The sequence below is a fragment of the Nocardia sp. NPDC004168 genome, assembly GCF_040610355.1.
Classification (GTDB): Bacteria; Actinomycetota; Actinomycetes; order Mycobacteriales; family Mycobacteriaceae; genus Nocardia; species Nocardia sichangensis.
In genome coordinates, this window is sequence record NZ_JBEXME010000028.1 from 37992 (window position 1) to 62055 (window position 24064).

The 24064-nt window shown below is 69.8% G+C and carries 22 protein-coding genes; 21 read left to right on the forward strand and 1 reads right to left on the reverse strand.

What is annotated here, in order from left to right; translation table 11 throughout:
- Positions 1-612: an N-acetyltransferase gene (locus ABZW96_RS31530; RefSeq protein WP_355079632.1), complete on the reverse strand. Its 612-nt coding sequence runs from the start codon at positions 610-612 to the stop codon at positions 1-3.
- A gap of 170 nt (positions 613-782) precedes the next feature.
- On the opposite strand from ABZW96_RS31530, the gene ABZW96_RS31535 reads away from it, so the two are divergent.
- From ABZW96_RS31535 to ABZW96_RS31635, 21 genes are all read left to right on the forward strand, one after another.
- Positions 783-1223 carry an SAV_6107 family HEPN domain-containing protein gene (locus tag ABZW96_RS31535; RefSeq protein ID WP_355079634.1) on the forward strand — a complete coding sequence of 147 codons (441 nt, stop codon included), beginning with the start codon at positions 783-785 and terminating at the stop codon, positions 1221-1223.
- Between the two features lie 395 nt (positions 1224-1618).
- Positions 1619-2026, forward strand: a complete 408-nt coding sequence (locus tag ABZW96_RS31540; protein ID WP_039797093.1) for a DUF3040 domain-containing protein — start codon at positions 1619-1621, stop codon at positions 2024-2026.
- 403 nt (positions 2027-2429) lie between these two features.
- Positions 2430-2861, forward strand: coding sequence for a division/cell wall cluster transcriptional repressor MraZ (mraZ, locus tag ABZW96_RS31545; RefSeq protein WP_355079635.1), 432 nt, complete (start codon positions 2430-2432; stop codon positions 2859-2861).
- A 184-nt stretch (positions 2862-3045) separates the two neighbouring features.
- A complete protein-coding gene (gene rsmH / locus ABZW96_RS31550; RefSeq protein ID WP_355079637.1) occupies positions 3046-4020 on the forward strand; it encodes a 16S rRNA (cytosine(1402)-N(4))-methyltransferase RsmH in 975 nt (324 codons plus the stop codon).
- Positions 4021-4141: 121 nt separating this feature from the next.
- The gene (locus ABZW96_RS31555; RefSeq protein ID WP_355079639.1) at positions 4142-4930 is read left to right on the forward strand and encodes a hypothetical protein; all 789 of its coding nucleotides are present in this window, start codon (positions 4142-4144) and stop codon (positions 4928-4930) included.
- A 128-nt stretch (positions 4931-5058) separates the two neighbouring features.
- Entirely contained in the window at positions 5059-6822 is a 1764-nt protein-coding gene (locus tag ABZW96_RS31560; protein ID WP_355079641.1) for a penicillin-binding protein 2, read from the forward strand.
- Positions 6823-7169: 347 nt separating this feature from the next.
- On the forward strand, positions 7170-8690 hold the full coding sequence (locus ABZW96_RS31565) for a UDP-N-acetylmuramoyl-L-alanyl-D-glutamate--2,6-diaminopimelate ligase (protein ID WP_355079695.1): 1521 nt from the start codon (positions 7170-7172) through the stop codon (positions 8688-8690).
- Positions 8687-10225 (forward strand): UDP-N-acetylmuramoyl-tripeptide--D-alanyl-D-alanine ligase, encoded by a 1539-nt coding sequence (murF, locus tag ABZW96_RS31570; protein WP_355079643.1) that lies wholly within the window; start codon positions 8687-8689, stop codon positions 10223-10225. Before ABZW96_RS31565 ends, murF begins: the two co-directional genes overlap by 4 nt.
- Positions 10222-11298: a phospho-N-acetylmuramoyl-pentapeptide-transferase gene (gene mraY / locus ABZW96_RS31575; RefSeq protein ID WP_039797126.1), complete on the forward strand. Its 1077-nt coding sequence runs from the start codon at positions 10222-10224 to the stop codon at positions 11296-11298. The genes murF and mraY overlap by 4 nt, the downstream gene beginning before the upstream one ends.
- Positions 11299-11345: 47 nt before the next feature.
- Positions 11346-12803, forward strand: a complete 1458-nt coding sequence (murD, locus tag ABZW96_RS31580; RefSeq protein ID WP_355079697.1) for a UDP-N-acetylmuramoyl-L-alanine--D-glutamate ligase — start codon at positions 11346-11348, stop codon at positions 12801-12803.
- Positions 12804-13053: 250 nt separating this feature from the next.
- A complete protein-coding gene (gene ftsW / locus ABZW96_RS31585) occupies positions 13054-14433 on the forward strand; it encodes a putative lipid II flippase FtsW (RefSeq protein ID WP_355079699.1) in 1380 nt (459 codons plus the stop codon).
- Positions 14430-15533, forward strand: coding sequence for an undecaprenyldiphospho-muramoylpentapeptide beta-N-acetylglucosaminyltransferase (gene murG / locus ABZW96_RS31590; RefSeq protein WP_355079645.1), 1104 nt, complete (start codon positions 14430-14432; stop codon positions 15531-15533). The genes ftsW and murG overlap by 4 nt, the downstream gene beginning before the upstream one ends.
- The gene (gene murC, locus ABZW96_RS31595) at positions 15530-17053 is read left to right on the forward strand and encodes a UDP-N-acetylmuramate--L-alanine ligase (RefSeq protein ID WP_355079647.1); all 1524 of its coding nucleotides are present in this window, start codon (positions 15530-15532) and stop codon (positions 17051-17053) included. The genes murG and murC overlap by 4 nt, the downstream gene beginning before the upstream one ends.
- An 87-nt stretch (positions 17054-17140) precedes the next feature.
- On the forward strand, positions 17141-17782 hold the full coding sequence (locus ABZW96_RS31600) for an FtsQ-type POTRA domain-containing protein (protein ID WP_355079701.1): 642 nt from the start codon (positions 17141-17143) through the stop codon (positions 17780-17782).
- Between the two features lie 353 nt (positions 17783-18135).
- Positions 18136-19380, forward strand: coding sequence for a cell division protein FtsZ (ftsZ, locus tag ABZW96_RS31605; protein WP_355079649.1), 1245 nt, complete (start codon positions 18136-18138; stop codon positions 19378-19380).
- A 407-nt stretch (positions 19381-19787) separates the two neighbouring features.
- Positions 19788-20516: a peptidoglycan editing factor PgeF gene (gene pgeF / locus ABZW96_RS31610; protein ID WP_355079651.1), complete on the forward strand. Its 729-nt coding sequence runs from the start codon at positions 19788-19790 to the stop codon at positions 20514-20516.
- 52 nt (positions 20517-20568) lie between these two features.
- Positions 20569-21330, forward strand: coding sequence for a YggS family pyridoxal phosphate-dependent enzyme (locus ABZW96_RS31615; RefSeq protein ID WP_355079653.1), 762 nt, complete (start codon positions 20569-20571; stop codon positions 21328-21330).
- A 105-nt stretch (positions 21331-21435) separates the two neighbouring features.
- Positions 21436-22218, forward strand: a complete 783-nt coding sequence (locus ABZW96_RS31620) for a cell division protein SepF (protein WP_355079655.1) — start codon at positions 21436-21438, stop codon at positions 22216-22218.
- 89 nt (positions 22219-22307) lie between these two features.
- Positions 22308-22610: a YggT family protein gene (locus ABZW96_RS31625; protein ID WP_039797136.1), complete on the forward strand. Its 303-nt coding sequence runs from the start codon at positions 22308-22310 to the stop codon at positions 22608-22610.
- Between the two features lie 69 nt (positions 22611-22679).
- Positions 22680-23537: a DivIVA domain-containing protein gene (locus tag ABZW96_RS31630; protein WP_355079657.1), complete on the forward strand. Its 858-nt coding sequence runs from the start codon at positions 22680-22682 to the stop codon at positions 23535-23537.
- A 78-nt stretch (positions 23538-23615) separates the two neighbouring features.
- Complete coding sequence (locus tag ABZW96_RS31635) at positions 23616-23816, forward strand: hypothetical protein (RefSeq protein ID WP_355079659.1); 201 nt, start codon at positions 23616-23618, stop codon at positions 23814-23816.
- Positions 23817-24064: the final 248 nt, after the last annotated feature.

The window sequence follows — 24064 nt, forward strand, 5'->3', positions numbered from 1 at the left end:
TCACAGCGGCAGCCGCCTGCCGAGGATCGCGAACGGCCGGTTGTCGCCCGCGAAGACGAAATTGCGGACCACATCGGTGAATCCCTGCCTGCGATACAACCGCCAGGCGCGGTTGTCCTCACCGGCGACCTCGGGCGTCGACAGCAGCACCGCCCGCTCGGTGCGGTCGCGCAGCAGCCGTTCCAGCAGCGTGCCGCCGATGCCGCGGCCCTGCGCGGCTGGATGCACATGCAGCTCGGTGAGCTCGAAGTAGTCCGAGAGCAGTTCGCGCGCGGAATGTTCCGGCCAACCCGAACGCCGCATTCCGCTGTGCACCTGCTGATGCCACCACTGGTGCGCGGCGCCGCGATAGCCGTAGGCGATCGCCACGATCGGCGCGTGGCGCAGATCGATCCGGCCGGAGTCGTCGGGCAGCACCGCGGCGACCGCCTGCCAGCCGGGCCGGGTGGTGTGCTCGGTCCACATCGGCGCGCGATGGTTCTCGGTCCCGCGCGGATAGTCCATGGCGGCCACGTAGACCGCCAGCGCGTCGTGCAGCCGGGAGCGCAGGGCCGCCACCGAGAGATCGATGACGGCGGGTGCGGGAGTGTGATTGGGCTTGACGGCGGTCATGGCTCTCGTCGGTCGCGCGGACGCGGAAAGTTGTCGGTGGGCGTCTCTATATTGAAGCTCAATTCAAACGTTCGAATACCTGTTCGGTCCGGGCGGTGCTGGAAAGCGGTGGGGCACGCCGTCTCCAGCGCCGCATACGGGCCAAGGTACGCGAGGGTGGAGGGACGGCGATGTCTGGTCGAGTGGAACATCCGGGCCGGCCCGGCCGGGCCGGCAAGTTGCTGGAGCGCGCGGACGGGTTGCTCATGCAGGCGGCGGGGGAACGAGATCCGCGGGAACGGTTCCGCACCGCCTACCTGGCGGCGCTGCGCGGGGCGGGCGCGGTGATCGCGCTCACGGGCGCCGACACCGCGCCGAGGGCGCGCTCGCGCAACGCGTGGGTGCTGATGCAGCGCGCCGCGCCGGAATTCGTGATGTGGGCGGACTACTTCAGCGCGCGGTCGGAGATCCGGGCGGCACTGGAGGCGGGCCTGGACCGGAATGTCGACGAACACGAGGCGGACGAGTTCTCTTCGCGGGTGGCGGCATTCCTCCACGACGTGGAAGATCTCCTCGCGGCATCGGCCCGGTTGCGGCCCGCCCCTGGAATGACCGGCGGTATGACCGCTTAGTTATCGGCGTGTTGGCCTACCTTCACCTTCGCCCCGGCGACGGGCGGGCTGGTTACGGACTGGCTCCGACTGTGCCCATGAGGCGTACCTCCGCCTCGCTGCGGCCATGCGCGGGCTGATGACGGACTGGCTCCGACTGTGCCCATGAGGCGTACCTCCGCCTCGCTGCGGCCATGCGCGGGCTGATGACGGACTGGCTCCGACTGTGCCCATTAGGCGTACCTCCGCCTTCGCTGCGGCCATGCGCGGGCTGATGACGGACTACGTCCGACTGTGCCCATTAGGTGGTCTGGCCCTGATCGAACTCGTATCATTGGTGACAGATGGCCGCCAAGGTCGGCTATCTGTCGTCTACCCGGAGGCGACAGCCACGTCCTAGTGCCGGGGGAGGTACCGTGCCACTCTCCGAGCACGAGCAGCGCATGCTCGAACAGATCGAGAGCGCTCTCTATGCTGAGGATCCCAAGTTCGCCTCGTCCGTCCGCGGCGGACGGCTACGTTCGACCTCGAGTCGTCGCAGACTCCAGGCCGCGGCGTTGTTCGTCCTCGGCCTCTTTCTCCTCGTCGCAGGCATCGCAGCGCCCGTGAAGCCCGGCGGCTTTCCGATCATCAGCCTGATCGGCTTCATCGTGATGTTCGGTGCAGGCGTGCTCCTGCTGCTGGGCACCTCCAAGAGCATCGCCAAGAACGACCGGTCCGGCGGGCAGGCGTCCTCCGGCGGCGGGCGAGGGCGCCAGCGCAAGTCCGGCGGTTTCTCCGAGCGTATGGAGGATCGCTTCCGGCGGCGGTTCGAGCAGGAATAGCTCGCCCGTAGCCTGACAACTTCAGCACGACCGGCGACGCCGCACCGCGATGGTGCGGCGTCGCCGGTTCGTGTGTGTAACCGATCACGCCGCGAATGATCTTCGGGTCCGACTTCCCCCTCGCCCCACACCTCCCCACGAACTTCCCCCACTTCGCCCCCTCCGGTGCCACACCAGGGGGTTTGCTGGGTGTTTTCGGGCGTTTGTCGCCTGGGGCGGCGCGTGTCGGCAGAACTCGCGAAAGTTCTCCACGCCGGTGATAGCTGACATGACCTGCGGAATCGTCTGAGTCGGGAGCCAGATCACCGCTTGTTTCGATTGAAAGTGGGGGAAAGTGGGGTAATGTGGAGCGCGCAGTACTGAAGGGCCGACCATCGAGGTGATCGAATAGGGAGGTATCGAGATGTTTCTCGGTACCTACACACCTCGCTTGGACGACAAGGGGCGACTCACGTTGCCTGCGAAGTTTCGAGACGATCTGGCGGGAGGGTTGATGGTCACGAAGGGGCAGGACCACAGCCTTGCCGTGTACCCGAAAGAGGAGTTCACCGCGCTCGCCCGGCGGGCCGCGGCCGCGTCTCGAAGCAATCCGCAGGCCCGTGCGTTCGTCCGGGCACTCGCGGCCGGAACGGACGAGCAACGTCCGGACGCGCAGGGCCGGATCGTGTTGTCCGCCGACCATCGTCGCTACGCCAACCTGGACAGGGATTGCGTGGTGATCGGTTCGGTCGACTTCCTGGAGATTTGGGACAAGCAGGCGTGGGAGTCCTACCTCGCCGAGCACGAGGAGGACTTCTCGCAAGCCAGAGACGAGTCGCTGGGCGGAATCTTCTAGCCGCGGGCGCGCGAGTGCCACGCGGTCTCTGCCCGGACGCGGACCCTGACGTACTTCCCCGACGCCAGGTGCCGAAAGTTCGGTCAGAGACCACGGGGCATTCGTGTCCGTATGGAAAGCACTGTGTATCAAGGCGACCCGTGTGCGGTGCGCGACGACGCGAGGCAGACTCCGGGAGGTCTAGGTGAACCGTGAACAGCGCGGTCCCCGCCATGTTCCGGTTCTGCTGGAGCGAGCCGACGCGCTGCTCGGTCCGGCCTTGGCCGAGCCGGGCGCGGTCTACGTCGACGCGACACTCGGCCTCGGCGGTCACGCCGAGCATTTCCTGAGCACCTACCCGGGCCTCCGTCTCATCGGGCTCGACCGCGACACCACCGCATTGAAGCTGGCAGGCGAGCGGCTCGAGCCGTTCGCGGACCGAATCACGTTGGTGCACACCCGCTACGACGGCATCGTCGATGCGTTGGCGGAGGCCGGCTTGCCCGCCACCGGTTCGGTCTCGGCGATCCTGATGGACCTGGGCGTCTCCTCCATGCAGTTGGACGAGGCCGACCGCGGCTTCGCGTATTCCGTCGACGCCCCGCTGGACATGCGGATGGACCCGACCAGCGGGCCCACCGCCGCCGATGTGCTCAACACCTACAGTCACGGCGATCTGACCCGGGTACTGCGGACCTACGGAGAGGAACGCTTCGCGAGCCGGATCGCCGCCGAGGTGATCCGGCGTCGGCAGAGCAAACCGTTCCGCACCAGCGCCGAGCTGGTGGAGCTGCTGTACGCCACGATTCCCGCGGCGACGCGCCGCACCGGAGGGCATCCGGCCAAGCGCACGTTCCAAGCGCTGCGGGTGGAGGTCAACGGGGAGCTCGACTCGTTGCGAGCCGCGCTGCCCGCCGCGCTCGCCGCGCTGCGGGTGGGCGGCCGCATCGTCGTCATGTCCTACCAATCGCTGGAGGACAAGGTGGTCAAGCACGAGCTCGCCGCCCACACCGCGTCCAGGACGCCGGTGGGCCTGCCGGTCGAGCTTCCCGGCATGGGACCGGAGTTCCGGATGCTGACCCGTGGCGCGGAGAAGGCGACCGAGCAGGAGGTCGAGGACAACCCGCGGGCGGCCCCGGTACGCATGCGCGCCGCCGAGCGGATCCAGGAGGCGCGGTGAGCGAGCAGTGCCCGCATCGCGCCGGCCGGATGCGGATGTCCCGCAGCGGTAGCGGAGGCCGGATGAGACAGCGGAGCGCTGTACTCGCCCGGCATCCCCGGAGGACAGAGGAGGGGAATCTATGAGCGTGCGGACGAGGACCGTCGAAGCGCCGGGCCGGGTCGCCCGGCGGGTCCAGGACGCCGAGCGGGTGAAGTCGGGCGCGGCGCAACGCGCCTATGCCCGGCGGCGAATGCGCGAAAGTGGTTCGGACAGCGCGTTCCTGCCCACCGTGCGGCGCTCGGCGATGGCGGCGCGCATCCCGTTCGTCACGGCGATCATCGCCCTGCTCGGTTGCGGCCTCGCGCTGACCTTGCTGCTGACCACCCGTGCCGCCGAGGACAGCTATCAGCTCGGCGACGCGCGGGCGACGAACCGGCGGCTGGCCGACGAGCGCGCGGCCCTGCAGCGCGAGGTCGAGGTCGCCGATTCGGCCCCCGAACTGGCCCTGCGGGCGCGTGAACTGGGCATGATCCCGGCCAAGGACCCGGCTCGCCTGCTGGTCGGTCCCGACGGCTCGGTCACGGTGATCGGCAAGCCCGCCCCGGCCGAGGGCACTCCCGTGCCGCCGCTGAACGCCTCGCCTTCCGCGCGGTCGCCGAGAGGGGAGCGGGTGGTGCCGGTTACCACCACGCCCGGTGCTCCGGCGCCGGGTCAGCCGAACACGGGATCGCAGAACAACGCGCAAGTGAACCCGGCGCCCACGGCCGCGAGCCCGGCCCCGACTTCGGCGATCAACCCGCCGCAGCCCGGGGTGCCCGCGGCTTCGGTCACACCGCAGGTCACTTCGCCCCAGCCGCCCGCGGAAGCGTCGCCGCAGCAGGAAGCCGCGCAGGCCCCGGAGGCGGTGCCCGGCGGAGCCCCGCAGTGACGCATCCCAGGCCCGCGCCGCGCAGGCGCGGGCCCTCGGCGCCCCGCACCACGGGCGGGCCGCGGCCACCGCGCTCAGCTGTCTCGGACGGCCCGCTCCGGTTGCGCCTCGGCGTCGGACGAGTGGTCATGTTAGTCGCGCTCGCGGTCGTCGCGCTGCAACTGCTGTGGGTGCAGAGCGTCGCCGCGCCGGGACTGTCGGCCCAAGCGGCCAGCCAGCGCACCACCCATCAGCCCGACCCGGCCATCCGCGGGCCGATCACCGACCGCTACGGCAAAGCGCTGGCCTTCACCGTGTCGGCCAAGGCGCTGCATTTCCGGCCGGTCGCGGTCCGGAAGGAACTGGCGGACGCCAAGGCCAAGAACGACAAGGCGCCCGATCCGGATCAGCGGCTGCGCGACATCGCGCGCACCATCCACGAGAAGCTCGGCAAAGACGCGCCCGCGGAAGCGGAGCTGCTGGCCAAGCTGAACAGCGACGAGCAGTTCGTGTTCCTCGCCCAAAATGTCGATCCGCGCATCGCGGACGAGATCACCGATAAATATCCGCAGGTGGGCTCCGACCAGCAGAGCCCACGGGTCTACCCCGGCGGGTCGCTGGCGGCGAATGTCGTCGGCGCTGTCGGTTGGGACGGTCACGGGCAGATCGGGCTGGAGTCGTCGCTCGACTCGGTGCTGGCCGGTACCGACGGATCGCACACCTACGATCGCGGCTCGGACGGCGCGGTCATTCCCGGCAGTTGGCGCGACGAGCAGCCCGCGGTCAACGGGTCCGCCGTGGAGCTCACCTTGGACTCCGATCTGCAGTACTACGTGCAGCAGCAGGTGCAGCAGGCCAAAGACGTCTCCGGTGCGGGTTCCGCTTCGGCCGTCGTCCTGGACGCCAAGACCGGGCAGGTCCTGGCGATGGCCAACGACAACACCTTCAATCCCGACCTGGGGCCGCAGAAGTGGGCCAATGCCCAGCTGAGCAACCCGTCGGTCACGGACGTGTTCGAGCCCGGCTCGGTGAACAAGATCGTCACGGCGGCTGCGGCCATCGACTACGGCCTGACCGATCCCGACGAGGTGCACCAGGTGCCCGGCGCGATCCAGATGGCGGGTGTCACGGTGCACGACGCGTGGTCGCACGGCGTCGAGCCCTACACGACCACCGGAATCTTCGGCCGCTCTTCCAATGTGGGCACGCTGATGCTCGCGCAGCGCGTGGGCGAGGATCGCTTCGCCGACATGGCGCACCGGTTCGGGCTCGGGCAGCGCACGGGCATCGGCCTGCCGGGCGAGAGCGCGGGCCTGATGCCGGACCGGGATCAGTGGTCCGGCGGCACCTTCGCCAACCTTCCTATCGGCCAAGGTCTTTCGATGACGACGCTGCAGATGGCCGGGATGTATCAGGCGATCGCCAACGACGGTGTCCGCATTCCGCCGCGGATCCTGCGGGCGAGGATCGCGCCGGACGGCGCCCGCACCGAGGAGACCCAGCCGGACGGCGTGCGGGTGGTGAGCAAGCAGACCGCCGCCACCTTGCGGACGATGTTCCAGGCGGTGGTGCAGCGTGACCCCATGAACGCCAACCAGAACGGCACCGGATGGCCCGCGGCCATCACGGGCTACCAGGTGGCGGGCAAGACCGGTACCGCGCAGAAGGTCGATCGCAATTGCCGGTGCTACTCCACGTCGTCGTTCTGGATCACGTTCGCGGGCATGGTTCCCGCGGAGAATCCTCGGTACGTGATCGGCCTCATGCTCGACGCGCCCGTGCGCAGTTCGGACGGCTCCGGGGGCGGTTCGGTGGCTCCGCTGTTCCACAACATCGCCTCGTGGGCCCTGCAGCGCGACCGCATCCCGCCGTCCGTCCAGCCGTCCAGGCAATTCGTCTTGCAGGCAGGGTGATCGATCCGCTCCGGGGATGTGCGGTCGGTAGCGAAGACATCGGATCGGTGTGGAGGAAGCAGCAGGTGAGTGCGGTGTTCGAGGGGCATAGGCCGACGACGGCCCGCCGTGTGCGCCGCGTCCTCGCCCGGTGGCGTCCGAGTGCCGCGTGGCGCGGTCCGGGCCGGGCGGGCGAACCCGTAGGGTGCGGTGGGCGACCTCCCCGGCGTTGCGACGGGGCGCATGGTCCCGCCGTGACCGGTCGCCGGTAACCTGACACGTCGATCGCCGCCCCCGAAAGGAGCCTGGTTTCTGTGCAGTCCGGTCAACCGCGCGCATTGCGGCCAGAGCATTCGCCGTCAACGCCGCTGGCGTCGTTGGCCGCCGTCATCGGGGCCACGACGAGCGCCGAATCGGACGTGGCGGTCACCGGCATCGAGCAGCGCTCGGATGCCGTGCTGCCCGGTGACCTGTTCGCCGCGCTGCCCGGGGCCCGCGCGCACGGGGCGCGTTTCGCGCGCGACGCCGTCGCCCGCGGCGCGGTCGCGGTACTGACCGACGCGGCGGGCGCGGAACTGGCCGGTCCGCTCGAGGTGCCGGTGCTGGTGCGGGAGAATCCGAGGGCGGTGCTCGGCGAGCTGTCGGCCACGATCTACGGCAATCCGTCCGAGCGGCTGCGCATCGTCGGGATCACCGGAACCTCGGGCAAGACCACGACCTCCTACCTGGTGGAGGCGGGCCTGGCCGCCGCGGGGCTGTCCACCGCGCTGATCGGCACGATCGAGACCAGGATCGGCGGCAGGCGGGTGCCGAGCGCGCTGACCACTCCGGAGGCGCCGCAGCTGCACGCGATGTTCGCGCTGATGGTCGAGCAGGGCGTGGACGCGGTGGTGATGGAGGTATCCAGCCACGCGCTGACGCTGGGCCGGGTGGACGGAGTGCGGTTCGCGGTGGGCGCGTTCACCAATCTGTCCCAGGACCACCTCGACTTCCACGCCGACTTCGAGGACTACTTCGCCGCCAAACGCAAGCTGTTCGAACCCGATTCGCCGGTCGCGGCCCGCACCGCCGTCGTCTGCGTGGACGACGAGTGGGGGCGGCGGCTGGCCGCCGGCCTGCCGAACCCGGTCACCGTCTCGACCACCAGGACCGCCGCCTGGAGCGTCACCGGCGCGGTGTCGGCGCACGGCGGCGAACAAGACTTCACCGCGGCCGGTCCGCAGGGCGAAACTCCCGTACGCCTTCGGCTTCCCGGCCGCTACAACGTCGCCAACGGCCTGCTCGCGGTGGCGGTGTGCGCCGCGGCGGGCGTCGAGCCGTCGATCGCGGCTCCGGCGCTGGCGACCGTGGACGTGCCCGGCCGCATGCAGCGGGTGGAGCGCGGACAGGACTTCTTGGCGATCGTCGACTACGCGCACAAGCCCGCGGCGTTGGAGTCCGTGATCGCCACGCTGCGTGGTCATCTCGCGGCCGACACCGCGGGACGGCTCGCGGTGGTGGTCGGCGCGGGCGGCGACCGGGACGCGGCGAAGCGGCCGCTGATGGGCGCCGTAGGCGCGCGGGGCGCCGATCTGCTGATCATCACCGACGACAACCCGCGCACCGAGGATCCGGCGGCCATCCGCGCCGCCCTCGGCTCCGGTGCACTGGAGGTCCCGGAAGCCGACCGCGGCGAGGTGCGGGAGATCGGAGACCGAGCGGAGGCCATCGCCGCGGCGGTGGCGTGGGCGCGCCCCGGTGACGTGGTGCTGATCGCGGGCAAGGGACATGAGGCAGGGCAGGAGATCCAGGGCGTGAAGCACCCGTTCGACGACCGCGACGTACTCGCGGCCGCATTGGAAAGACGCAGTCCGCAAGGTAACCACGCGGAGGACTTGACGGTTTCATGATCGAGATGACACTGCGGGAGATCGCGGAGGTCGTCGGCGGCACGCTGCACGACGTCGCAGACCCGGAGGTGCGAGTGACCGGCGCGGTCGAATTCGACTCGCGCCGAATCGGTTCCGGCGATCTGTTCCTGGCGCTGCCGGGTGAGCGCTCCGACGGCCACGACTACGCGGGCGCGGCCGTCGCCGCGGGCGCGGTGGCGGTCCTTGCGGCGCGGCCGGTGGGCGTGCCCGCCATCGTGGTCACGCCAGGCGGCGGCGACGTGCCGTCGAGTTCGGTCGCGCTCAGCCACGATGCGGACGGATCCGGCGCCGCCGTGCTGACCGCGCTCGCCGCGCTCGCCCGCGCCAGCGTGTCGCGTCTCGCCGCCGACGGCGGGCTCACCGTCGTCGGCGTCACCGGCTCGTCCGGCAAGACCTCCACCAAGGACCTGCTGGCCGCCGTCCTGGCGCCGCTGGGCACGGTGGTGGCCCCGCCTGGGTCGTTCAACAACGAACTCGGCCACCCGTGGACGGCGTTGCGCGCCGACGCGGGCACCCGCTTCCTGGTGCTGGAGCTGTCCGCGCGCGGGCCCGGGCACATCGCGGCGCTGGCCGAGGTGGCGCCGCCGAGCATCGGAGTGGTGCTCAACGTCGGCACCGCGCATCTCGGCGAGTTCGGCAGCCGCGAGGCCATCGCCAAGACCAAGGGCGAGCTGGTCGAGGCGCTGCCGCCCACCGGGCTCGCCGTGCTCAACGCCGACGATCCCCAGGTCGCCGCGATGGCCTCGCGCACATCGGCGCGGGTGGTGACCGTCGGGCAGGCCGCGACCGCCGACGTGCGGGCCACCGACATCCGGCTCGATGACCAGGCCAGGGCCGCGTTCACCGTGCACACGTCCGCGGGCAGCGCCCAGGTGCGCCTGGCCGTGCACGGCGAGCACCACGTGGGCAACGCGCTGTCGGCGATCGCGGTCGCGCTGGAATGCGGCGCCGATCTGGACACCGCCGTCGCCGCGCTGTCCGACGCGCGCGCCGCGTCCGCCCGCCGGATGGACGTGCGGACCACCGCGGACGGGATCACCGTCGTCAACGACTCCTACAACGCCAATCCGGACTCGGTCCGCGCCGCGCTCAAAGCGCTGGTGAGCATGGCGCGCGCGGCCGAGACGCCGCGGCGCAGCTGGGCGGTGCTCGGCGAGATGGGCGAACTCGGCGAGGAATCCGTCCTGGAGCACGACGCCATCGGGCGGCTCGCGGTGCGGTTGGACGTCAGCCGGGTGGTCGCCGTCGGCACCGGCAGGCCCGCCCGCGCGCTGCACCAGGGCGCGGTGATGGAAGGCTCCTGGGGCGAGGAATCGGTCCTCGTGCCCGACATCGCGGCCGCGATCGCGTTGCTCGAGCAGGAAGTGGCCCCCGGCGACGTGGTGCTGGTCAAGGCATCGAAGTCGGTCGGCCTGTGGGAGGTCGCCGAGCATCTGACCGACCCGGCCGCCGTGGCCGCACGCGGCGGCGCGGCGGACAACGGGGTGGGACAGGACACGGAGGCAGCAGGATGAGACAGATTCTCTTCGCCGCGGCGATCGCGCTGACGGTCTCGATCCTGCTCACCCCGCTGCTGATCCGGTTGTTCGCCAAGCAGGGCTTCGGGCAGGAGATCCGGGTCGACGGTCCCGCCAGCCATCAGGCCAAGCGCGGTACGCCGACGATGGGCGGCGTCGCCATCCTGGTCGGCATGTGGGCCGGTTACCTGGGCTCCCACCTGATCGGCATCGGTTACGACGCCGACGGGCCGTCGGCGTCGGCGTTGCTCGTGCTCGGGCTGGCCACGGCGCTGGGCGCGGTGGGTTTCGTCGACGATTTCATCAAGATCCGCAAGCAGCGCAACCTGGGCCTGACCGCGGCGGGCAAGTATCTCGGCCAGCTGTCCTCGGCCGTGATCTTCGGCATCCTCGCCTTGCAGTTCCGCGGCGGCAGCGGGCTGACGCCCGCCAGCAGGCACCTGTCCTACGTGCGCGACATCAGCACGGTGACCATGGGCGTGGTCGTGTTCCTGGTGTTCGTCTGCTTCGTGGTGGTCGCCTGGTCCAACGCGGTGAACCTCACCGACGGACTCGACGGGCTGGCCGCCGGATCGATGAGCCTGGTGCTGGGCGGATACGTGATCATCACGTTCTGGCAGTACTACCACGCCTGCGAGACCAAGCCCGAGACCGGCTGCTACAACGTGCGCGATCCGCTGGATCTCGCGCTGGTCTGCGCCGCGGGCGCGGCGGCGTGCGTCGGGTTCCTGTGGTGGAACGCCGCACCGGCCAAGATCTTCATGGGCGACACCGGTTCGCTCGCGCTGGGCGGCCTGCTGGCAGGCCTGTCCATCACCACCCGCACCGAGCTGCTGATGATCGTCATCGGCGCGCTGTTCGTCGCCGAGACGGCGTCGGTGGTGCTGCAGGTCGCGGTCTTCCGCACCACGCGCAACCGGCTGTTCAAGATGGCGCCGTTCCACCATCACTTCGAGCTCAGCAAATGGGCCGAGACGACGGTGATCATCAGATTCTGGCTGCTGGCCGCGATGGCCTCCGCCGTCGGGCTCGGGCTGTTCTACAGCGAATACCTCTCCGCGGTCGGGTGAACGAGATGGTCGAACATTCTCCGCGGGCTCTGCGCACCCCAGGGCCCATGCTGGAATTCCTACGCGGACGCGACGTTCTGGTCGCGGGCTGGGGTGTGTCGGGACGCTCGCTGGTGGAACCGCTGCGCGACATCGGCGCGCGGCCGGTGGTGACCGACGGCGGCGCCGCGGCCCTGGCCGAGGCGGCCGGGCTCGGGCTGGACGTCGCCACCACCGCGGAACTGGAGAACGCGGACTGGAGCCGGTTCGCGCTGGTGATCACCAGCCCGGGCTGGCGGCCGGACTCGCCGGTGCTGGCGTCCGCGGTCGCGGAGGGTACGCCGGTGTGGGGCGACGTGGAGTTCTCCTGGTGGGTCGATCAGGCCAGGATCTACGGTCCGGTGCGCAAATGGCTGGTCGTCACCGGCACCAACGGCAAGACCACCACGACCCAGATGACCCACGCGATCCTGCGCGCGGCGGGCATCGCCAGCGTCGCGTGCGGCAACATCGGCCTGCCCATCCTGGATGCGTTGCGGCGCAACCCCGGTCCGCAGGTGCTCGCGGTGGAGCTGTCGTCGTTCCAGCTGCACTGGGCGCCGTCGGTGCGTCCGGAGGCGGGTGTCGTGCTGAACGTGGCCGAGGATCACCTGGATTGGCACGGCGGCCTGGACGCCTACGCCGCGGCCAAGGCCAGGGCGCTGGTCGGCCGGGTCGGCGTGGTCGGCCTGGACGATCCGGTCGCGGCCTCGCTGGCCCGCAAGTCCAAGGCGCGCCGGACCGTCGGGTTCCGGGTGGGCGTACCCGCCGACGGCGAGCTCGGCGTGGTGGACGGCAAGCTGCTCGACCGCGCGTTCACCAAGGCCGCGATCCTGGCCGAGGTCGGCGACATCAGCCCGCCCGGCCCCGCCGGCGTCGCCGACGCACTCGCCGCCTCCGCGTTGACCAGGGCGATCGACGTCGCGCCGCAGTTCGTCCGGGAAGGCTTGATCGAGCACAAGGTCGGCCCGCACCGCGCGGCGTTCGTCCGCGAGCTGTCCGGCGTCGAGTTCGTCGACGACTCCAAGGCCACCAATCCGCACGCCGCGCGCTCATCGATCCTGGCGCATCCGCAGGTGATCTGGGTGGCCGGTGGCCAGCTGAAGGGCGCGCACGTCGACGACCTCGTCGAGGAGGTCGCCGACCGCCTGGTCGCGGCGGTGCTGATCGGCGCCGACGCACCGGTGCTCGCGGCCGCGTTGGCGCGACACGCGCCCGAGGTCCCCGTCGTCGAGCTGATCGCGGGAGACGATGCAGGGATGGGTGACGAAGCGTCGAGGGCCGCCGCGGCCGACGCTGTCATGGCGCGGGCCGTGCGAGCGGCCGCCGGGTTCGCCCGCCGCGGCGACACCGTGCTGCTGGCTCCGGCCGCCGCGTCGCTGGACATGTTCGCCGATTACACCCACCGGGGTCGCAGTTTCGCCCAGGCGGTGCACGCCCTGGAAGACGGTGACCTCGGAACCACCGATATCGGGGGTTTGCGATGACTGCCGACCGGGGCGGGCGGGGTATCGACACCCGCCCCGGTCGGTCGAGTCGCTTTCGCGGACGCGCAAGCATCCTCCGCCTCCGCTGGTTCGCTGTGACAGTGGTGCTACCGGCGCGGGCCGCGGGTGCCTCGTGACTTCGGGCAACGGCAGGCGGTGGACCGGTAAGACGGCCCGGACCTCGGGCGCACGAGAAGCCGGGACGCCATCCCGGCGTGGCCGCGGCGTAGGGACGGGTCCCGGTTCGTGGCTGGCACGGCCGCTCGCGTCCTTCCATCTCGTCGTCACCATCGCCACGCTGCTGACGGCCCTCGGACTGGTCATGGTCCTGTCCGCGTCCGGCGTCGTCGAGTACGCCGAGGGCGGGTCGGCGTACTCCCTGTTCATCCAGCAGACGTTGTTCGCGGCGATCGGCGCGGTGCTGTTCTATCTGGCCCTGCGCGTTCCGCTGCGCCTGTTGCGCCAGGCGTCGTTCCCGCTGTTCGCGATCTCGGTGCTGGCGCTGGTGCTCGTGCTCATTCCGGGCATCGGCACCAGCGTGCAGGGCGCGCGCCGCTGGCTGATCCTCGGTCCCGTCTCGGTGCAGCCGTCCGAGGTCGTGAAGGTGACCTTGATCGTCTGGGGCGCGCACTTGCTGGTTTCCCGGCGAGCGATGGGTTCGAGTCTGCGGGACATCCTGGTGCCGCTCGTCCCGGCGGGTGTGCTGGTCTGTCTGTTGATCGTGGTCCAGCCGAATCTCAGCACCACGGTCGCGGTGGGCATCATCCTCGGCGCCTTGCTGTGGTTCGGCGGACTTCCGATCCGGCTGTTCGTGACGATCGCGGTTTCCGGCGTCGTCGCCGCGGGCGTGCTCGCCATGTCCGCCGGTTACCGGTCGAATCGGGTCCGGTCCTTCTTCAATCCGGGCTCCGATCCGCAGGGCGACAACTATCAAGCTCGACAGGCCCTGTATTCCCTTGCCGACGGAGGGATCTGGGGCAGGGGCCTGGGACAGAGCCGGGCCAAGTGGAGCTACTTGCCGAACGCCCACAACGACTTCATCTTCGCGATCATCGGGGAGGAGCTGGGCTTTCTCGGTTGCGCACTGGTGCTGGGCCTGTTCGCCTTGTTCGTCTACACGGGACTGCGCATCGCCAGCCGGTCGGCGGATCCGTTCCTGCGGCTGCTGACCGCCTCCGCGACCACGTGGATCGCCGGACAGGCCATGATCAACATCGGGTATGTCGTCGGTCTGCTGCCGGTCACCGGGCTGCAGCTGCCACTGGTGTCCGCCGGCGGCTCATCGCTCGCGATCACCTTGCTGATGTTCGGGCTGATCGCCAACGCGGCCAGGCACGAGCCGGAAGCCGTCGCGGCGCTGCACGCAGGACAGGACGGTCGTTTCAGTAGGCTGTTGCGGTTGCCCAAACCCGAGGTGTACGCGCCGGCTCGGGCGAGCGCCCGACGTGGCCGGGCGCCGCGGCCGTCCGATCGCGGATCCTCGGCGCTGCCGCAGGGCAGGCGGGGGCGTGCGGAACCGGCGCGCCGCCGCTCGCCGGAGAGTCGCGGCACCAGCTCGGCGCGTGCCACCAGGGCTTGGGAACCCAGTTATCCGGTCAATCACGCAAGAGAACGGGGAAGATCCAGGTGATCTCGGTAATCGTCGCGGGCGGCGGCACGGCGGGCCACATCGAACCGGCACTGGCGGTGGCCGACGCGTTGCGGCGGCTCGACGATTCCATCCGGGTGACGGCGCTGGGCACCGAACGCGGTCTGGAGACCCGCCTGGTTCCCGAGCGCGGCTATCCGCTCGAGCTCATCCCTCCGGTTCCGCTGCCCCGCAAGCCCACCGCCGATCTGCTGCGGTTACCCGGTCGGGTGCGCGCCTCGGTGGCGGCCACCAGGGCGGTCATCGATGCGGTCGAGGCCGACGTGATCATCGGTTTCGGCGGGTACGTTGCGCTTCCGGCGTATCTCGCCGCCGGCGCGGGTGTGCTGCGCCGCAGACGCCCGGTGCCGGTGGTGGTGCACGAGGCCAACGCCAAGGCCGGTATCGCGAACAAGGTCGGCGCCCGCCGCGCCGCTCGGGTGCTCGCGGCGGTCCCGGACTCCGGCCTGGCGGACGCGCGGGTGGTGGGCATTCCGGTGCGCGAATCGATCACCGGACTGGACCGCGCCGCACTGCGGGCCGAGGCGCGGGAGCACTTCGGCCTTCCGTCCGAAGGCCCGGTGCTGCTGGTCTTCGGCGGTTCCCAAGGCGCGCGGACGCTCAACGACGCGGTCTCGGGCGCCGCGCCCCAGCTGGCCGCCGCGGGCATCTCGGTGCTGCACGCGCACGGGCCCAAGAACACCATCGACGTGGACGGATCCGCCGCGGACGGCGCTCGCTACGTCGCCGTGCCGTACTTGTCCCGGATGGACCTCGCCTACGCCGCCGCCGACGCGGTGGTCTGCCGATCGGGCGCGATGACCGTCGCGGAGGTCTCGGCGGTGGGGCTGCCCGCGTTCTACGTGCCGCTGCCGCACGGTAATGGGGAACAGGAACTCAACGCTCGGCCCGTGGTGCGCCAGGGCGGTGGCAGAATTGTCCCCGACTCCGAGTTGACGCCGAAGTACGTGATCGATGAGGTGATTCCGCTGCTCATGGACTCCGCACGGCTGACCGAGATGGGCCGGGCCGCCGCAGGCGCCGGGCACCGCGACGCCGCCGACGAGGTGGCGCGGATCGCGCTGGAGGTGGCGCGCCGATGAGCGACACGACCGCAGATCGGGTGGTCCAGGACGCGGGCGTCGAACGGACCGCGCTGCCCCCGGAGCTGGAGCGTGTGCACATGGTCGGCATCGGCGGGGCCGGGATGTCCGGCATCGCGCGGATCCTACTCGCACGCGGCGGCGCGGTGTCGGGGTCGGACGCCAAGGAGAGCCGGGGCGTGCTGGCGCTGCGCGCTCGCGGCGCTCAGGTGCGGATCGGGCACGACGCCACCGCCTTGGACCTGCTACCCGGCGGCCCGACCGCGGTGGTCACCACTTACGCCGCCATTCCGAAGACCAACCCGGAGCTGGTCGAGGCCAACCGGCGCGATATCCCGGTGCTGCTGCGCCCCACGGTGCTGGCCTCGCTGATGCGGGGGCATCGCACCTTGCTCGTGTCCGGCACGCACGGCAAGACGTCCACGACCTCCATGCTCATCGTGTCGTTGCAGCACTGCGGGTTCGATCCGTCGTTCGCGGTGGGCGGCGAGCTGAACGAGGCGGGCACCAACGCCCACCACGGCACCGGTGACATCTTCGTGGCCGAAGCCGACGAGAGCGACGGCTCGCTGCTGCAATACGACCCGGACGTCGCCGTGGTCACCAACATCGAGTCCGATCACCTGGATTTCTTCGGCTCCGACGAGGCCTACGTGCAGGTCTTCGACGACTTCGCCGACCGCCTCGCCGCGGGCGGCCTGCTGGTGGTGTGCCTGGACGATCCGGGCTCGCTGGCACTGGCCGAGCGAGTCGGTGCGCGCTTGGCCGAGCGAAACGTCCAAGTCCTCGGCTACGGCTCCGGCGAACTCGCCGACGCGCCGGTCCCGGTGGGCGCCCGGCTGCACAGTTGGGAGCCGCGGGACGTCGGCGGCATCGCCCAATTCCAGCTCACCGACGAGGCCGCGCCGCGCACGCTGCGCCTGTCGGTGCCGGGCAGGCACATGGCGCTCAACGCGCTCGGCGCCCTGCTCGCCGCCCGGGCCACCGGCGCCGATGTCGGCGAGATCATCCAGGGCCTGGAAGGGTTCGGCGGTGTGCACCGCCGGTTCCAGTTCGCCGGTCGGGAGAACGGGGTGCGGGTGTTCGACGACTATGCCCACCACCCCACCGAGGTGCGCGCCGTGCTCGGCGCCGCCGCCGAACTGGTCCAGCAGGAGGCCCGCGACGGAGCCCGGTCCAGGCAGGGCCGGGTCATCGTGGTCTTCCAGCCACATCTCTACAGCCGGACCGCGACCTTCGCCCAGGACTTCGGCGCCGCGCTCAGTCTGGCCGACGAGGTCGTCGTGCTCGATGTCTACGGCGCGCGGGAGAAGCCGCTGCCGGGCGTGAACGGAGCGCTGGTGGCGCAATCGGTGACCAAGCCGGTGCACTACCAGCCGGACATGTCCCGGGTCGGGCGCCAGGTCGCGGGGCTGGCGTTGCCGGGCGACGTGGTGATCACCATGGGCGCGGGTGACGTGACGATGCTGGGCGGTCAGATTCTCGACGGATTACGGGCGCGTCCCCAGCACGGACGGTGACCCGGCGTGCGCGGGGTCGGGTCGGCGCGCGCGGCCGGGCGCCGCGCGGGTGATCGGTTCGGCGAGCTCGACTGGCGCCGAATTCGCCTGTGGGGATTGCTGAGCGTGTGCGTCCTTGCAGTGCTCTGTGTTCTCGCCTGGTTCACCCCGGTGCTCTCGGTGCGCACCGTGCGAATCGAGGGGGCGGTGGCGGTGCCCGAACAACAAGTGCGGGATGTGCTCGAAATTCCTTCCGGCCGCTCGATCTTGCGGATCGACACCAATGCCGTGGCACGCCGGGTGGCGAGCATTCCGAAGGTACGCACGGCACGGGTGCAGCGGGTGTTTCCGTCCTCGGTTCGGGTGACGGTCGTCGAGCGCGCCGCGGTGTTGTTCTACGACAGCAGGGAAGGCGCGCATCTGCTGGACGCGGACGGCGTGGAATTCGCGGTCGAGCCGGCTCCGATCGGCGTGCCGAAGTTGATCACCGATCATCCCGGCGGCGCCGATCCGGTGACCAGGGCTGCGGTCTCGGTGATCGCCATCGTGCCGCCTGCGCTGGCGGTTCAGGTGAGCGAGGTTGTGGCACGGTCCATTTCGGATATTTCGCTGAATCTGAAGGGCGGCCGCACGGTACTCTGGGGCGGGAGCGACGACGCCGAACGAAAGGCGGCGGTCGTGTTGCCGTTGTTGACGCGCCCCGGAACGGTGTTCGATGTGTCGAGTCCCAATCTGGTCACGGTAAAGTGATCCACACCCATTGCGCCCAGGTAATTTTCGGCGGTCCGGGAGTTGTTCCGGCGCCGAGAGGGGAGCCGGGGGGCAACCGTTCACCATACGACGTGTGGAGCGGCGAGACGAGCGGGATCACGCAAGATTCTGGCTCTCGTTTCGGCGCGCCTGCGCGCGTATCGCGTCGGCTGCGAATAGCGTTCCGCACCAGTCGGATACTTGACATAACGCTAACCCTATGGTTGAGCTTTAGGGTTTGCCCGAGCCGCGGTTCGCTCCTCGTAGCGACCCGACCCCCGGACCGGGCCGAAAAGGCGGTGTGCCGAGCATCCGGAAACGACAGGCTTTAGATCGAAGGAAGGCGAGAGCCCATGACGCCCCCGCACAACTACCTTGCGGTGATCAAGGTCGTCGGTATCGGCGGCGGCGGTGTGAATGCCGTCAACCGGATGATCGAGCAGGGACTCAAAGGTGTCGAGTTCATCGCGGTCAACACCGACGCCCAAGCGCTGCTGATGAGCGATGCCGACGTCAAGCTCGACGTCGGCCGCGAGCTGACCCGAGGTCTCGGAGCAGGCGCGGACCCCGAGGTCGGCCGTAAAGCCGCCGAGGACCACAAGGACGAGATCGAAGAGGTGCTCAAGGGCGCCGACATGGTCTTCGTGACGGCGGGTGAGGGCGGCGGCACCGGCACCGGTGGCGCCCCGGTCGTCGCGCAGATCGCGCGCAAGCTCGGCGCGCTCACCATCGGCGTGGTCACCCGCCCGTTCTCCTTCGAGGGCAAGCGGCGCGGGAATCAGGCCGAGGTCGGCATCAATCTGCTGCGCGAGTCGTGCGACACGCTGATCGTCATCCCGAACGACCGGCTGCTGCAGCTCGGCGACGCGGCGGTGAGCCTGATGGACGCGTTCCGCTCCGCCGACGAGGTGCTGCTCAACGGTGTGCAGGGCATCACCGACCTGATCACCACCCCGGGTCTGATCAACGTCGACTTCGCCGATGTCAAGAGCGTGATGTCCGGCGCGGGCAGCGCGCTGATGGGTATCGGCTCGTCGCGCGGCGAGGGCCGCTCGGTGAAAGCGGCCGAGGCGGCGATCAATTCGCCGCTGCTGGAAGCCTCCATGGACGGCGCGCACGGCGTGCTGCTGTCGATCGCGGGCGGGTCCGATCTCGGGCTGTTCGAGATCAACGAGGCGGCTTCGCTGGTGCAGGAGGCCGCGCACATCGAGGCCAACATCATCTTCGGCACCGTGATCGACGACTCGCTCGGCGACGAGGTGCGGGTCACCGTGATCGCGGCGGGCTTCGACGGCGGCGGCCCGGCCCGGCGCACCTTCGAGACGTCGGGTCGCAGCACCATCGGCACGGCGCGGTCCGGTGAGATCGGGCAGAGCCGAACCAGCGAGTTGACCGCGCGAAGCAGCGACAGCACGCCGAGCACGTCCGTCACGGGTACGGCTGGCCGCGGCACGTTGCCGAGCTACCGGGACACCGAACGGCCGCGCACCCTGGGCGAGCCGTCGGTGACGAGCGGCACGCGACCGCACATCACGCCGCCGGATGCCGACGACGATGACGACGACGTGGACGTGCCGTCGTTCATGCGGAGGGGCTAGGCATACCTCCGCCTTCGCTCCGGCCATGCGCGTGCTGCGTACCTCCGCCTTCACTCCGGCCATGCGCGTGCTGCGTACCTCCGCCTTCGCTCCGGCCATGCGCGTGCTGAAGACGGACTGCGTCCGGCAGCACCCATCAGGCGCTGGAATCCGGTTCCGGCGCAGGCCGGGACCGAGCTGGAAAGAGCGATCCCGGCCCGCGCCGGGACGCGTCGGAGGGATACGCCGAAGCGGTCCCGAAGCACGACTGTGCACAGGAATTCGGGGGACGCCGGTGCGGGGGCCGGCCGGGCGGGACCGGGCGCCGAGGCGCCCGATACTACGCGACTGATTCCGCCCCGGGGGAATATTCGCTCTCTACCTGGGCATTTCGACGCCCTTCACCGAGCGCCACTACGCTCGTCGCCATGACTATCGCGCCGACCATCACTGTCCGACGGGTCACCACGACCAGGTCCGGAGGCTTCTCGGCGCCACCCTACGACTCGTTCAATCTGGGCGACCACGTCGGCGACGATCCGACGGCCGTGCGGCGCAACCGCGACCGGCTGGCCGAGGGCATCGGCCTGCCGCCGGAGCGCCTGGTCTGGATGGAACAGATCCACGGCCGCAACGTGGAGATCGTCGACGGGCCGCGCGCCGAACCGGTCCCGGCCACCGACGCGCTCGTGACCACCGTGCCGGGTCTCGCGCTGGTCGTGCTCACCGCCGACTGCGTGCCCATCCTGCTGTCCGACGACGAGGCGGGCGTGATCGCCGCGGTGCACGCGGGGCGGATCGGCGCTCGCATCGGCATCGTGCCGCGTGTGCTCGACGCGATGGTCTCGGTCGGCGCGCGCCTGAATCGGGTCGGCGCGCTGCTCGGGCCCGCCGCCTCCGGCCGTCAGTACGAGGTTCCCGCCGCCATGCGCGCCGACGTCGAAGCGCATCTGCCCGGCAGTGCGACCACCACGGTCCGCGGCACGCCGGGCCTGGATCTGCGCGCGGGCATCTCCCGGCAGCTCACCGAGGCAGGCGTCGGCGCGATCGCGGTGGACCCGCGGTGCACCATCGAGGACCGCACCTTGTTCAGCCATCGCCGTGGCGCGCCGACCGGCCGGATCGGCGGGGTGATCTGGATGGAGGCCGCCGCGTGACCGCGCGAATCGCCCGTCTGGTCGACGCGCCGTGTGCCGGGGAGGCGCGCGCATGAGCGCCGAAGCCGGGACCGCGGTGGACGGCGCACTCGCCGCCAGGACCGCCGAGCTGTCGGACAACCTTGCCGGTCTGCTCGCTCGCATCGACGCGGCGTGTCGCGCCGCGGGTCGGTCGCCGGATTCGGTGCGGCTGCTGCCGGTGACGAAATTCTTCCCGGCTTCGGACGTGGCGATCCTGCATCGGCTCGGCCGGCGCGAGTTCGGCGAGTCGCGGGAGCAGGAGGCGGCCGCCAAGGTGGCGGCGTTACGTGAGGAAGACCTCTCCGGCATCCGCTGGCACATGATCGGGCGGTTGCAGCGGAACAAAGCGCGCAGTGTCGCCCGCTGGGCGCACACCGTTCACTCGGTCGACAGCGAACGTCTGGCAACCGCTCTGGACGCCGGCGCGGTGGCTGCGCTGGAGGCGGGCGAACGCACCGAACCGCTGCGGGTGTTGCTCCAGGTGAGCCTGGACGACGACCCCGCGCGAGGGGGTGTCACGGCCGCTGATCTTCCCGTGCTCGCGCAACGGATTGCGGACGCTCCGGGATTACGTTTGTCGGGTCTGATGGCCATTCCACCCTTGGGTTCGGAGTCCGATGCCGCATTTGCGCGACTTGCGATGTTGCACACGTTGTTGGTCGCCGATCATCCGGACGCGACAGAGCTTTCCGCGGGAATGTCGGGTGATCTGGAATGCGCGATCGAACATGGTTCGACGGTTGTGCGTGTCGGTACCGCCTTGATGGGTATGCGACCGATAACCTCGGGCTAGCAAAGAAACCTCATCAGTCACATTCGACACATATGCTGGGATCTGACGAGGGCTGAGCAAGACTTCAACACCCGGCCGCCACCGGGGCCGAAGGAAGGTCGACCAATGAGCACGCTGCACAAGTTCAAGGCGTACTTCGGCATGGTTCCGCTCGAGGATTACGAAGACGACTACGTCGACGATCGCGCTCCCCGAGGGGTGGACGAGCGCGGCGCTCGCCGGCCCCGGCCCCGTGACTACTCCGACCGCGACGGCTACGTCGATCGCTACGCCGACGATCGGTACGGCGCAAGCCGTTTCGACGACGTCGACTATCCCGAGCCCGCGTACAAGTCGCCCTACAAGGCGGGTTACTCGGTGTCGCGGCGCGACGACTACGCCGACGAGCCCTACGGCGACGACCGCTACGACGCGCCCCGGCGTCCGACCCGGATCGACTCCGCGCCGTCGGGCCGGTTCCGCGCGGGCGGGAGCCCGCCTCCGCTGCGCGGTACGACCCGTGGCGCGCTCGCCGTCGATCCCGACGCCGAGGAGCGCAGGCTGGAGGAGCGCGTGCGTCCCGAGCCCGCCCCGGTGCGGCGGCCCGGGATCTTCGAGGACGGAGGCCCCTTGTCCAAGATCACGACGCTGCGCCCGCGCGATTACAGCGAGGCTCGGATCATCGGCGAACGCTTTCGCGAGGGCAATCCGGTGATCATGGACCTGGTGGATCTGAGCAACGCCGACGCCAAGCGGTTGGTCGACTTCGCCGCGGGCCTGGCCTTCGCGCTGCGCGGATCGTTCGACAAGGTGGCGACAAAAGTGTTCCTGCTCTCACCGGCCGATGTCGACGTATCAGCGGAAGAACGCAGACGCATCGCGGAAACCGGCTTCTACAACCAGAAATAAGCTCGTGATCTGGGGGGTGGAGCAGACCGGTCGCAGGTTGTGCGGCGCGGTCATTTTGCGCGAAGCGATTTTTACGGCAGAGTGAACTCGTGGCCTTGTTCGCGGTGCTGTACTTCGTACTGTTCATCTTCTGGCTGTTGCTGATCAGCCGGGTGATCGTCGAGTTCATCCGTAGCTTTGCCCGAGACTGGCGTCCTACCGGTGTCGTGGTCGTCGTCCTGGAGGTGATCTTCACGATCACCGATCCTCCGGTGAAACTGCTCAGGCGCTTGATACCTCCGGTGTCACTGGGCGGAATTCGCCTGGATCTGTCGATAATGGTCCTGCTTTTCATCGTCTTCATCCTGATGTCGATCGTGGGCAGGCTCGGGCAGCCGGTAGCTCCGGTGTGACAGAATGGGCCGTGAAGACAGCTTGCTAGATCTGCTAGATCTCCAAAAGACGCGTGAAGGGATCCTTCCATGCCGCTGACCCCAGCCGATGTGCACAACGTCGCGTTCAGCAAACCGCCGATCGGGAAGCGCGGCTACAACGAGGATGAAGTCGACGCGTTCCTGGATCTGGTGGAGCAGGAGCTCTCGCGTCTGATCGAGGAGAACGCCGATCTGCGCCAGCGGGTCGCCGAACTCGACGCGGAATTGGCCGACGCGAAGAAGAACCGCGGCCCGGCCGGAGTGAACAGTCCGAAACCGCCGATTCCGCAGGCCCCGCCGCCGCAGCCGGAACCGATCAAGCCCCCGGTTCCCGTCGCCCCGCCCGCTCCGATGCCCGCCGCGCCGGTGGCCAAGGACGCGCCGGGCGCGGACGCGAACCTGCAGGCCGCCAAGGTGCTCAGCCTCGCCCAGGAGATGGCGGATCGGCTGACCAGCGACGCCAAGAGCGAGGCGGAGAGCTTGCTGTCGAATGCCAGGGCGAATTCCGAGCGACTGGTCGGAGACGCCAGGACGCGGTCGGAGGCCATGATCGCCGACGCCCGTCAGAAGTCGGATGCGATGCTGACCGACGCGCAGAGTCGTTCGGACAGCCAGCTGCGCCAGGCCAAGGAGAAGGCCGACGCGCTGCAGGCGGACGCCGAGCGCAAGCACACCGAGATCATGGCGACCATCACCCAGCAGCGCAGTGTGCTGGAGAGCCGGATCGAGCAGCTCAAGACGTTCGAGCGGGAGTACCGGGTGCGGTTGAAGTCCTACCTGGAGTCGCAGCTGGAGGAGCTGGAGAACCGTGGCTCGGCCGTTCCGGTCGACGGCGGCGAAGCCTTCGCGGATGCCAACACGGCGAACAACCTCGCTCCGGCGTCATTCGCCAAGGGCGGCAAGTAGCGCGCCGCGCCCCAGCACAGCAGTTCGCATACCGTTTAGAGGAACTGTCGAGCCGCCCGGCATGCCTTGGGGGTCACCATGCTCGTCTTGACACTCGTCCTTGCCGCGATCGGCTTCGCCCTGCTCGTGGCCGCGCTCACCACCGGATCGGTGATCTGGGCGTGGGGGTGCATCGTGGTGTGCGTCATCGGCGCGATGCTCTTGTTGGTGAGTGCTTTGTCCATGCGGAGTCCGGATAGTGATTCCCCGCCGCCTCCTGGTCGTCATGCCAAACGCTGACCTGCCTCACAAAGTGAGTTGACCGCTCGGGCTAGAATCAAACATGAATACGGCGTCGATCCGGCCATCACCGGGGAGCCTTCGGAAGAACGGCGGCACGGCCTGCGGGCCGGGCGCTCAGTAGAACCGAACGGGTGAGCCCGTCACAGCTCGCGAATGAGAGGTCCGGTGTCGCCACGCCGGACAAGCGGGGTGGTACCGCGGTTTCGGCGCACCGGGCGTCGTCATCGTCCCCGTGCCAACGACTC

Coding starts and splice junctions, on each gene's coding strand:
- pgeF (WP_355079651.1), top strand. CDS start 19,788: ATGACTATCGCGCCGACCATCACTGTCCGACGGGTCACCACGACCAGG.
- ABZW96_RS31530 (WP_355079632.1), bottom strand. CDS start 612: ATGACCGCCGTCAAGCCCAATCACACTCCCGCACCCGCCGTCATCGAT.
- murD (WP_355079697.1), top strand. CDS start 11,346: ATGCTGGAATTCCTACGCGGACGCGACGTTCTGGTCGCGGGCTGGGGT.
- ABZW96_RS31555 (WP_355079639.1), top strand. CDS start 4,142: ATGAGCGTGCGGACGAGGACCGTCGAAGCGCCGGGCCGGGTCGCCCGG.
- ABZW96_RS31620 (WP_355079655.1), top strand. CDS start 21,436: ATGAGCACGCTGCACAAGTTCAAGGCGTACTTCGGCATGGTTCCGCTC.
- murF (WP_355079643.1), top strand. CDS start 8,687: ATGATCGAGATGACACTGCGGGAGATCGCGGAGGTCGTCGGCGGCACG.
- mraZ (WP_355079635.1), top strand. CDS start 2,430: ATGTTTCTCGGTACCTACACACCTCGCTTGGACGACAAGGGGCGACTC.
- ftsZ (WP_355079649.1), top strand. CDS start 18,136: ATGACGCCCCCGCACAACTACCTTGCGGTGATCAAGGTCGTCGGTATC.
- murC (WP_355079647.1), top strand. CDS start 15,530: ATGAGCGACACGACCGCAGATCGGGTGGTCCAGGACGCGGGCGTCGAA.
- ABZW96_RS31535 (WP_355079634.1), top strand. CDS start 783: ATGTCTGGTCGAGTGGAACATCCGGGCCGGCCCGGCCGGGCCGGCAAG.
- ABZW96_RS31630 (WP_355079657.1), top strand. CDS start 22,680: ATGCCGCTGACCCCAGCCGATGTGCACAACGTCGCGTTCAGCAAACCG.
- ABZW96_RS31615 (WP_355079653.1), top strand. CDS start 20,569: ATGAGCGCCGAAGCCGGGACCGCGGTGGACGGCGCACTCGCCGCCAGG.
- ABZW96_RS31560 (WP_355079641.1), top strand. CDS start 5,059: ATGTTAGTCGCGCTCGCGGTCGTCGCGCTGCAACTGCTGTGGGTGCAG.
- ABZW96_RS31635 (WP_355079659.1), top strand. CDS start 23,616: ATGCTCGTCTTGACACTCGTCCTTGCCGCGATCGGCTTCGCCCTGCTC.
- mraY (WP_039797126.1), top strand. CDS start 10,222: ATGAGACAGATTCTCTTCGCCGCGGCGATCGCGCTGACGGTCTCGATC.